Genomic DNA, 9,159 nt, shown 5'->3' with positions numbered 1-9,159 from the left:
CGACCTGGCGAGGCGCGACCTATCGAGGCGCAACCGGATTACGCTTGAGCAGCCGGCGCACATCCTTCATCACGGCCTGCGGCGTGATCTCGGGCCCGTAGGCGACCACGACCTGCCCATGAGGGTCGATCAGGCGCAACTGGTGCGGCGCGGAAGCGGTGTCGTTCGGCGCCGGCCAGCGCCCGAGCGCCCGTTGCTCACCCGGCACCTGGGGATGCACAAAGGCCTTTTCAGCCACCACCAGGCGGCCCAGGCGTGGCGCCTCCTTGCCAAGCGCGCGATGCAGGCGCCACCAGCGCTCGGCCTGCGCCGCGGCCAGCTGCGGCTGGTTCGGCTCCGGCCAGCTGAGCCAGAAACGCTGTTCATCCGCGCCTCGGGCGGCCAGCGGCGGCATGCCGGGGGCCTCCTTCGCGCTAACAGCGCCGTCAGTCGCGTTTCCTGTGGCGTTTTCGGTGACGTTGTCAGTGGCGTTCTCTGTCACGAGGTAGTCGAGCGACCAGTCCGTGAGCGGCTTGACCTTTGGCAACAGGGCACCGTTTGCCACCCGTCCTTCGGGAATCCCGACCTGTGCGCTCAGCATGGCCCACGCCAAGGGCAGCGGGGCGGACAACAGCCCCAGCAAGGCCACGAGTTTCAGACGCTGTCGCATCACGTGTGTCATCGCTCTCCTCCTGACGACGGCTTCCCTGCTTGCCCGGGTGTGCGGACAACAGACTCAAGACACAAGCACCAGACGCTAGGCCTGGCGCTGACGTAGCGCGGACTGGCGTTGACGGCGCGCGCCCAGAACCATGACCACCGCCGCCCCCAGGCTGAGTCCCAGCCACTGCAACGCATAAGCGTAATGACGCTCCGGCGTCATGTTGCTCGGCTGCCACCAGGGCAGGAATCGCCCCTCCCCGCTCGTCTGGTGCAGGACACCCGCAAAGGCCGGTGTGCCCAGCGCCTGCCAGGCGCTCAGATCGACCTGCTGCAGACGCTGCCCCTCACGGTTGGGGCCGAACAGTGGACCACCGCTGTTGCCCTGACCGTTCAACCACTGCCAGCGACCACTGATCACCCCGGAGCCTGTCGGGGTCGTGAAGTCCGGGTCGCTGCGCGGGGCCGGCGATGCCACGAAGCCACGCTCCACCAGCCACCAGCGGCCATCCAGCGTTCGAAAGGGCGTGAGCACCGCCACGCCATGGCGCTTGTCCAGCGTGCGGTTGTCCAGCAGCAGGCTGTGTTCCGCGAGCCACTCGCCGCGCAGCTCGATCAGGCTGGCACTGGCGGGCGGTGCCGTCGGCATCACCAGCTCCGGCGCGCTGGCGGTATCCTCCAGATGCTGGGCACGCGCCTGGCCACGCATCACCTGCCAGCTGCACAGACACAGGCCGAGCACGATCAGGCATCCCCAGAACAGCCACCAGCCGCGTCCGACCTGGCGCTCCTGCGTCGCCGCCGTTGAAGACTCCTGCCCCATTGAAGACGCCTGCGCCGCTGGCACTGACTTGCGCTTGTCTGCCGGATGAGCTCGACTGTCACAAGCGAGTGCCGCGCTGTGCTCACCCGCCACTGTCTGCGCCCCGGGAGGTGACATGCTGCTCAAATCGCTGATCGCACTGGTCTTTATCGGCATGCTGGCAAGCCTGGTCGCCGGTGCCGGTTTTCTGCTGCGCGATGGCAGCCGCAGTCGACGCCTGCTGACCTCTCTCAAATGGCGGGTTGGCCTGGCAGTGTGTCTGGTGATTCTGCTGGTCATTGGCTTCTCCACCGGAATGCTGGACTGACATCGCGCCGCGTGCTGTCAGAACACATAGACGAACAGGAACAGACCGATCCACACCGCATCGACGAAGTGCCAGTACCAGGCAGCCGCTTCGAAGGCGAAGTGACGTTCACTCGAGAAGTGGCCGCGTATCACGCGCACCAGCATCACGATCAGAATCAGGGTGCCGATGGTGACGTGCAGACCATGAAAACCGGTCAGCAGGAAGAAGGTGCCGCCATAGACTCCCGCCTGCAGCGTCAGTCCCAGGTGGTGCCAGGCCTCGTAGTATTCGATGCCCTGCAGGGACAGAAAGCACAGCCCCAGCACCACGGTGCCCGCCAGCCAGTTGCGCGCCGTGCGCCGAAACTCCATCTTCAGTGCTTCATGCGCCACCGTGAGGGTGACGCTGGAACTGACCAGCAACAGCGTGTTGGCCAGCGGCAGCTGCCAGGGCGACAGCAGCTCTCTGGGTCCGGCGATGCTGGCATCCGGCGGCGTCATCAGGGGCCAGCTGGCGGTGAAGTCAGGCCACAGCAGCGCCGTCACTCCCTTGGCGCCCTCGCCATCGAGCCAGGGCAGCGCGAAGGTTCGCAGATAGAACAGCGCCCCGAAGAAGGCCGCGAAGAACATCAATTCCGAGAAGATGAACCAGGCCATGCCCCAGCGGAACGAGCGGTCCATCTGGTCATCGTAGAGGCCGCCCATCGACTCGCGCACCACATCCCGAAACCAGCCCGCCATCACCAGCACCACGGCCAGCAGGCCGATGCCTGACAACCAGGCGGCGCTGCCGTGCACCATCCAGATTCCGGTGCCGATCATCATGCCGCCCACCGCCAGCACGCCGAAGATGGGCCAGGCACTGTGGACCGGGACGTAATAGCTGCCACTGCTCATGTTTCACCTCCTGCAGAATGCTCTGCACCATCGTCCCCCGCGGATGACGGCGTCGTGACCGGATAGAGCGTGTACGCCAGGGTCAGATCACGAATGCCCTCCGGAAGGTCAGGGTCGACCTGAAAGACCAGCGGCAGCTCGCGCCGCTCGCCTGCTGCCAGCGTCTGCTCCTGGAAGCAAAAGCACATGATCTTGCGCAGATGCAGTGAGCCCTCGGCAGGACTGACACTGGGGACCGCGCGGCCACGCACCGGGTAATCGGCGTGATTGGTGAACACGAAGCGCGCGCTGTACTGGCCACCGGGATGGATGCGGAACTGCTCATCCAGCGCCTCGAGTGTCCACGGCAGGCCCTGCCCCTGCTGGGTGATGAAGCGCACCGAGACCCAGCGGCTCTCGTCGATCTCCATCGCCACCGCGGCCCTGGCCTGACTGGCGGCCTTGCCATTCAGGCCGGTGAGATTGCAGAAGACGTCATAGAGCGGCACCAGCGCGAAGGCGAAGCCCAGCATCGCGACCAGCGCAAGCAGCGTGCGCCGCACGGTGCGTGCCACTGCCTGTTGCTGTGCTGCGTGATCGCGTGAGGGCATGTCACTCTCCTGGCCGCTGTCCATCGCTCAGCGGATGATCTGGCCATCGCGGGTCTGCGGAGGAATCTCGAAGGTATGCAGCGGCGCCGGGCTCGGCACGCTCCACTCCAGGTCCACCGCGCCCTCCCAGGCACACGCCGGCGCCCTGACACCGCCGCGCGCGCACTTGACGATCACGACCAGGAACAGCAGCTGCGAGATACCGAACAGGAAGGCGCCGATGCTGGACAGCATGTTGAAGTCGGCGAATTGCAGCGCGTAATCCGGGATGCGGCGCGGCATGCCGGCCAGCCCCGAGAAGTGCATCGGGAAGAAGGTCAGGTTGACGCCGATGACCGACAGCCAGAAATGCCACTTGGAGAGCCCCTCGTGGGGATAGAAGCCGGTCCACTTGGGCAACCAGTAATAGGCTCCGGCGAGAATCGCGAACAGCGCGCCGGGCACCAGCACATAGTGGAAATGCGCCACCACGAAGTAGGTGTCGTGGTACTGGAAATCCGCCGGGGCGATGGCCAGCATCAGGCCCGAGAAGCCGCCGATGGTGAACTGGACGATGAAGGCGATCGCAAACAGCATCGGGGGCTCGAAGCTGATGGAGCCGCGGAACATGGTGGCGATCCAGTTGAAGACCTTCACGCCGGTCGGCACCGCGATCAGCATCGTCGTGTACATGAAGAACAGTTCCGCCACCAGTGGCAGGCCGACGGCGAACATGTGATGCGCCCAGACCAGGAAGGACATGATCGCGATGGAGCCGGTGGCATAGACCATCGAGGCGTAACCGAACAGTCGCTTTCGCGAGAAGGTCGGCACGATGGCGGACACGATGCCGAAGGCCGGCAGGATCATGATGTAGACCTCGGGATGCCCGAAGAACCAGAACAGATGCTGGAACAGCACCGGGTCGCCGCCACCGGCGGCATTGAAGTAGCTGGTGCCGAAGTTGATGTCGAACAGCATCATGGTGATGGCGCCCGCCAGCACTGGCATCACCGCGATCAGCAGGAAGGCGGTGATCAGCCAGGTCCAGACGAACAGCGGCATGTCCATCAGGCGCATGCCCGGGGCACGCAGATTGAGGATGGTGGCGATGATGTTGATGGCGCCGAGAATCGAGCTGATGCCGGCGATGTGCAGCGAGAAGATGAAGAAGCTGGTCGAGGGCGGCGCATAGGTGGTGGACAGCGGCGCGTAGAAGGTCCAGCCGAAGTTGGGGCCACCGCCCTCCATCAGCAGGGTGGAAAGCAGCAACAGGAAGGCGACCGGCAACAGCCAGAAGCTGAAGTTGTTGAGGCGCGGCAGCGCCATGTCGGGCGCGCCGATCTGCAGCGGAATCATCCAGTTGGCCAGCCCGGTGAAGGCCGGCATGATAGCGCCGAACACCATGATCAGCCCGTGCATGGTGGTCATCTGGTTGAAGAACTCCGGCTGCACCATCTGCAAGCCGGGCTGGAACAACTCGGTACGGATCACCAGCGCCATGATGCCGCCGATGAACAGCATGCTCAGCGAGAAGATCAGATAGAGGGTGCCGATATCCTTGTGATTGGTGGTCAGCAGCCAGCGCAGCATGCCGCGCGGCGCGCTGCCGTGGCCCTCGCCCACATGAGCGCCGCCTGCGGTGGCCCCCTCGCTCTCGCTGGCCTGAAGTACTGCCTTGCGTGGCTGTTCACTGGCCATGACACGCCTCCTGAATGCGTCGCTTGCACGCTATTGAGACAGCTGTTCCTTGATGACGGCTGGCTGCACCAGCTCGCCGGTATCGTTGCCCCAGGCGTTGCGCTCATAGGTGATGACAGCCGCCAGCTCGACCGGGCTCAGCACATCGGCGAAGGCCGCCATGGGCGTGCCCGCCTTGCCGTTGACCACGATATCGATGTGCGCCTGCATGTCCTGGGTGACGATGGCGCTGCCTACCAGCGAGGGGAACGCCGGCGGCATGCCCTGGCCATCCGGCTGATGACAGGAGGCACAGATGGTGGCGTAGGTCTTCTCGCCCTTCTCCATCAGCTCCTCAAGACTCCAGTCACGACCGGCATCGTTGAGCGCGGCCTCGGCTTCGGCCTTGCGCGCGATCAGCCACTCATCGAACTCGGCCTCCGGCAACGCCTCGACCACCACCGGCATGAAGCCGTGGTCCTTGCCGCACAGCTCGGTGCACTGGCCACGATAGGTGCCGGGGGTCTCGATACGCGTCCAGGCCTCATTGATGAAGCCGGGAATGGCGTCCTTCTTGACGCCGAAGTCCGGCACCCACCAGGAGTGGATGACGTCGGCGGAGGTGGTCAGGAAGCGCACCTTGCGATTGATGGGCAACACCAGCGGGTTGTCGACTTCCAGCAGGTAATGCTCGCCCTTGGCGGCGGTGTTGTTGATCTGCTCGCGCGGGGTCGCGAGGCTTGAGGTGAAGGCGACATCCTCGCCCAGATACTCGTACTGCCAGCGCCATTGATGGCCGGTGATCTTCACGTCCAGCGCCGACTCGGAGGCGTCGTACATGTCCTTGAGCGTGGCGGTGGCAGGCACCGCCATCACCACCAGGATCAACAGCGGGATGGCGGTCCACAGAATCTCGATACGGGTATTTTCATGGAAGCTTGCCGATACCGCACCGCGTGACTTGCGGTGCTTGATCATCGCGTAGCCCATCACACCGAACACCACGATGCCGATGACCACACAGATCCAGAAGATGATCATGTGCAGCGAGTGGATCTCGCGGCTGACCGCGGTGACCCCGACCGGCATGTTGTATTCCACTGCCAGCACCGAAGGGGAAAGGGCTGTCAGTGACAGGGTCGTCAGTGAAAGGATCGTCACTGTGCGTCGCAAGCGCAGACGCATTGGCCTGGTGACACGGGAAAGGCATTCCGCGATCCATGACATCGGCGCCTCCTTGTCATTGTTATCGAGAGCCTCACCCAGATGACGGCGCTGAGCGGCTCCCCGTGCTCCGACTTGCTTCGAGTATAGAAGAGCTTGGCGGAACACAAGGTCGCGTGGATCAACCCACTGATACTCCTTGGTCGCAAGGCAGAGCGAGGCAAAAACGGCTACCCCGCGCGTGATGCCGCCTGAGCACAAGGCAGCGGCGCGCTTCTGCGTTCAGTCCACGCAGAGAGGCGGCGTTTCAGGAATGTCCTGCAGGTTTGCTGGCGACATGCCGGCGCGCGGCGGGGCGACCAATGGCGAAGTTATATGCGCATTTATCGATGTTAGCGTCACGCCGATCTGCACCAGTGTGTTGAAAGTCTTGCTTGAAAGCCCTGCCGGAAGGTCTTGCTCGGCGGACGCTCGACAGCGGCATGTCGAGCTGACAACCAGCACACGCCAGCACGCCCTACTCAATCCATCACCACGCCACTCGGAATCTGCCATGAACGCCATCTGGCTTGCCCTGTTCGGCTGCGTTGCCTTCGCCATCGGCTATCGCTTCTATTCCCGCTTTCTGGCCGAACGCATCTTCCGCCTCGACCCGAATTTCGTGACGCCAGCCCATGCGCTGCGCGATGACACCGACTACCTGCCGACCAATCGCTGGGTGCTGTGGGGTCACCATTTCACCTCGGTGGCGGGCGCAGCCCCCATCGTCGGTCCGGCGATCGCCGTCTACTGGGGCTGGCTGCCGGCCGTGCTGTGGGTCGTGCTGGGCAGTCTGTTCGCGGCAGGCGTGCATGATTTCGGCACCTTGACGCTGTCGGCGCGCCATCGCGGCCAGTCGGTGGGCACCCTGGCGGACAAGCTGATCGGCAAGCGTGCCAAGCTGCTGTTTCTGTTCATCATCCTGATTCTGGTCCTGATGCTGAACGCGGTATTCGCCTGGGTGATCGCCAATCTGTTCATCAACTTCCCGGCCAGCGTGCTGTCGGTGCTGATCCAGATTCCGCTGGCGGTATGGATCGGCCATCGCGTCTATCGTCGCGGCGGCAAGATGCTGATTCCCTCACTGCTCGCACTGATGGTGATGTATGCCGCCGCCCTGCTGGCGGGCCAGTTCGAGTTCCTGCAGATCGATCTGGCCGGTGCCTTCACCGCCATGGCCGGTGGCGAGGATGCCACCCTGCTGTTCGGCCTTTCGCCCATCTCCAGCGCCTTCCTGGTGTGGATCATCGCGCTGATGAGCTATGTCTACATCGCCTCGGTCTTGCCGGTCTGGAAGCTGCTGCAGCCACGCGACACCATCAACTCTCACCAGCTGGTGGTCGGGCTGGTACTGCTGTATCTGGGGCTGGCCGTAGGTGGCCCGCAGCTGACGGCGCCGGCCTTCAACGCCGATGCCGAGATGTCCTTCTACCCATTGCTGTTCATCACCATTGCCTGCGGCGCCATCTCGGGCTTCCACGGTCTGGTCGCCTCCGGCACCACCTCCAAGCAGCTGTCCCATGAACCGGATGCGCGCCTGATCGGTTACTCCGGTGCGCTGGGCGAAGGCATGCTGGCGCTGATTTCCATCATCGCGGTGGCGACCCTGTTCACAACCCAGGCCGACTTCACCGCAACCTATTCAAGCTTCGCCGCGGCGGGTGCCAATGGCCTCTCGAGCTTCGTTCAGGGGTCCGGTCAGCTGATCTCGCACCTCGGCCTGCCAGCCAATGTCGGCAGTACGCTGGTCGCGGTCATCGTGGTCAGCTTCGCGGCGACGACGCTGGACTCCGCCGTGCGCCTGATGCGCTACATCATCGCGGAACTGGGCAGCGAATACGGCATGCCGGCGCTCAGCCACAAGCATGTCGCCACCAGCATCGCCGTCATCGCCAGTGCCGCACTGGTCATCCTGCCGCAGGGGCCCAAGGGCTTCGGTTCCGGCGGCTACCTGCTGTGGCCGTTGTTCGGCACCAGCAATCAGCTGCTGGCGGGCATCTCGCTGATGCTGGTGTCGGTGTGGCTCAAGCGTCAGGGCCGCCCTGTCATCTATACCCTGGCCCCGATGGTCTTCCTGATGATCATGACGCTGTGGGCGATGGTGCAGCAGGTGGTGCTGGATTGGTCGGGCATGGGCAGCAACGACCCGCAATGGCTGTTGTTCACCTTCGGCAGCCTGATCATGGTGTTTGCGCTGTGGATTCTGCTCGAGGCCAGCCGCAGCCTGACGTCTCCCGCCCGGGTGAGCGCTCATGAGAGCTGATGACGATACCCGGTTGGCGTCATCACCCCGCCAGCCGGGTCTGACAAGGCGCCTGCTGACAGGCGCCATTCAGCTGCGGGATGGCTGGGAGGCCATGCTGCGCGTCAACCAGCAGCGCGATCTGGCGCAGCTTGCCCGTGAAGAGGAGGACATCTTCATGATGATGAGCTTCGCGGAGCTGATGGGCATCCCCAATCCGGCGCCGGCCGTCTCGCTGGAGATGCTGCCGCTGATGCTGGAACGCATGCATGACTGGCACCTGCGTCAGGGGCTTGAGCATTCACCGCTGGAGGGCATCAAGTGCTGTTGAGCAGGCTCTGGAAACGCGCGGCATCCCGCACGGCGAAAGATACGGCTGTCTGGGCAGGCACCCAGCCGTCAGCGGCTCACGAGACTTACGAGACTCACAAGGCTCACACTCACCAGTCTGGCCAAGCGCCGGGGCAAGCCGAGATATCCAAGCACCCCGAGATCTGGTTCTTCGGTGGCAAGGGCGGTGTCGGCAAGACCAGCTGCGCGGCGGCCCAGGCGCTGGCACTGGCGGAGAAAGGCGAAGCGACCCTACTGGTGTCGACAGACCCCGCGCACAATCTCGGCGACCTGTTCGGTGCGATCGGTGGCAAGCCCTGCAACATCGCGCCGCGCCTCGACGTGATGGAACTGGACCCCGAGCGGGAATGCGACCGCTACCTGGAGGCGGTCCGCCAGCGGATCGTCCCCCTGGTAAGTGGCGAGCGCAGTGCCACCGTGATGCGCCAGCTCGAGCTGTCACGCCACGCCCCCGGCACCAGTGAAGC

At 64.3% G+C, this 9,159-nt stretch carries 10 protein-coding genes; 4 read left to right on the top strand and 6 right to left on the bottom strand.

Annotated features, from left to right (window positions below; translation table 11 throughout):
• Nucleotides 1-19 precede the first annotated feature (19 nt).
• Nucleotides 20-661 (bottom strand): hypothetical protein, encoded by a 642-nt coding sequence (locus AC4FAH_RS04380; RefSeq protein WP_213115019.1) that lies wholly within the window; start codon nucleotides 659-661, stop codon nucleotides 20-22.
• A gap of 75 nt (nucleotides 662-736) precedes the next feature.
• Complete coding sequence (locus AC4FAH_RS04375; RefSeq protein ID WP_490245691.1) at nucleotides 737-1,462, bottom strand: SURF1 family protein; 726 nt, start codon at nucleotides 1,460-1,462, stop codon at nucleotides 737-739.
• Nucleotides 1,463-1,577: 115 nt separating this feature from the next.
• Here AC4FAH_RS04375 and AC4FAH_RS04370 point away from each other — a divergent pair, with 115 nt between their 5' ends.
• Nucleotides 1,578-1,769: a DUF2909 domain-containing protein gene (locus AC4FAH_RS04370; RefSeq protein WP_043337068.1), complete on the top strand. Its 192-nt coding sequence runs from the start codon at nucleotides 1,578-1,580 to the stop codon at nucleotides 1,767-1,769.
• A gap of 17 nt (nucleotides 1,770-1,786) precedes the next feature.
• On the opposite strand, the gene AC4FAH_RS04365 is transcribed toward AC4FAH_RS04370, so the two are convergent.
• The 4 genes from AC4FAH_RS04365 to coxB are packed head-to-tail and all read right to left on the bottom strand — an operon-like array spanning nucleotide 1,787 to nucleotide 6,081.
• Complete coding sequence (locus AC4FAH_RS04365) at nucleotides 1,787-2,647, bottom strand: cytochrome c oxidase subunit 3 (RefSeq protein WP_490245690.1); 861 nt, start codon at nucleotides 2,645-2,647, stop codon at nucleotides 1,787-1,789.
• The gene (locus AC4FAH_RS04360; RefSeq protein ID WP_107335292.1) at nucleotides 2,644-3,237 is read right to left on the bottom strand and encodes a cytochrome c oxidase assembly protein; all 594 of its coding nucleotides are present in this window, start codon (nucleotides 3,235-3,237) and stop codon (nucleotides 2,644-2,646) included. Before AC4FAH_RS04360 ends, AC4FAH_RS04365 begins: the two co-directional genes overlap by 4 nt.
• Nucleotides 3,238-3,264: 27 nt before the next feature.
• Nucleotides 3,265-4,917 carry a cytochrome c oxidase subunit I gene (gene ctaD, locus AC4FAH_RS04355; RefSeq protein ID WP_107335293.1) on the bottom strand — a complete coding sequence of 551 codons (1,653 nt, stop codon included), beginning with the start codon at nucleotides 4,915-4,917 and terminating at the stop codon, nucleotides 3,265-3,267.
• A 30-nt stretch (nucleotides 4,918-4,947) separates the two neighbouring features.
• On the bottom strand, nucleotides 4,948-6,081 hold the full coding sequence (coxB, locus tag AC4FAH_RS04350) for a cytochrome c oxidase subunit II (protein WP_394805772.1): 1,134 nt from the start codon (nucleotides 6,079-6,081) through the stop codon (nucleotides 4,948-4,950).
• Between the two features lie 532 nt (nucleotides 6,082-6,613).
• On the opposite strand from coxB, the gene AC4FAH_RS04345 reads away from it, so the two are divergent.
• The 3 genes from AC4FAH_RS04345 to AC4FAH_RS04335 form a co-directional block, all read left to right on the top strand.
• Nucleotides 6,614-8,362, top strand: coding sequence for a carbon starvation CstA family protein (locus tag AC4FAH_RS04345; protein ID WP_286987294.1), 1,749 nt, complete (start codon nucleotides 6,614-6,616; stop codon nucleotides 8,360-8,362).
• Entirely contained in the window at nucleotides 8,352-8,672 is a 321-nt protein-coding gene (locus AC4FAH_RS04340; RefSeq protein WP_199852375.1) for a cory-CC-star protein, read from the top strand. Before AC4FAH_RS04345 ends, AC4FAH_RS04340 begins: the two co-directional genes overlap by 11 nt.
• Nucleotides 8,663-9,159, top strand: a 497-nt coding sequence (locus tag AC4FAH_RS04335) for an ArsA-related P-loop ATPase (protein ID WP_490245689.1), incomplete at its 3' end; no start/stop codon positions are given. The genes AC4FAH_RS04340 and AC4FAH_RS04335, both read left to right, overlap by 10 nt.

The organism is Cobetia sp. (genome assembly GCF_983723665.1).
Note: the sequence above shows the minus strand (reverse complement) of the source record. Positions and strands in the feature narration are given on the sequence as shown.

Excerpts from the sequence above, each read along its gene's own strand:
- AC4FAH_RS04370 (WP_043337068.1), top strand. The coding sequence starts at position 1,578 with ATGCTGCTCAAATCGCTGATCGCACTGGTCTTTATCGGCATGCTGGCA.
- AC4FAH_RS04345 (WP_286987294.1), top strand. The coding sequence starts at position 6,614 with ATGAACGCCATCTGGCTTGCCCTGTTCGGCTGCGTTGCCTTCGCCATC.
- AC4FAH_RS04360 (WP_107335292.1), bottom strand. The coding sequence starts at position 3,237 with ATGCCCTCACGCGATCACGCAGCACAGCAACAGGCAGTGGCACGCACC.
- AC4FAH_RS04340 (WP_199852375.1), top strand. The coding sequence starts at position 8,352 with ATGAGAGCTGATGACGATACCCGGTTGGCGTCATCACCCCGCCAGCCG.
- ctaD (WP_107335293.1), bottom strand. The coding sequence starts at position 4,917 with ATGGCCAGTGAACAGCCACGCAAGGCAGTACTTCAGGCCAGCGAGAGC.
- coxB (WP_394805772.1), bottom strand. The coding sequence starts at position 6,081 with ATGCGTCTGCGCTTGCGACGCACAGTGACGATCCTTTCACTGACGACC.
- AC4FAH_RS04380 (WP_213115019.1), bottom strand. The coding sequence starts at position 661 with ATGACACACGTGATGCGACAGCGTCTGAAACTCGTGGCCTTGCTGGGG.
- AC4FAH_RS04375 (WP_490245691.1), bottom strand. The coding sequence starts at position 1,462 with ATGGGGCAGGAGTCTTCAACGGCGGCGACGCAGGAGCGCCAGGTCGGA.
- AC4FAH_RS04365 (WP_490245690.1), bottom strand. The coding sequence starts at position 2,647 with ATGAGCAGTGGCAGCTATTACGTCCCGGTCCACAGTGCCTGGCCCATC.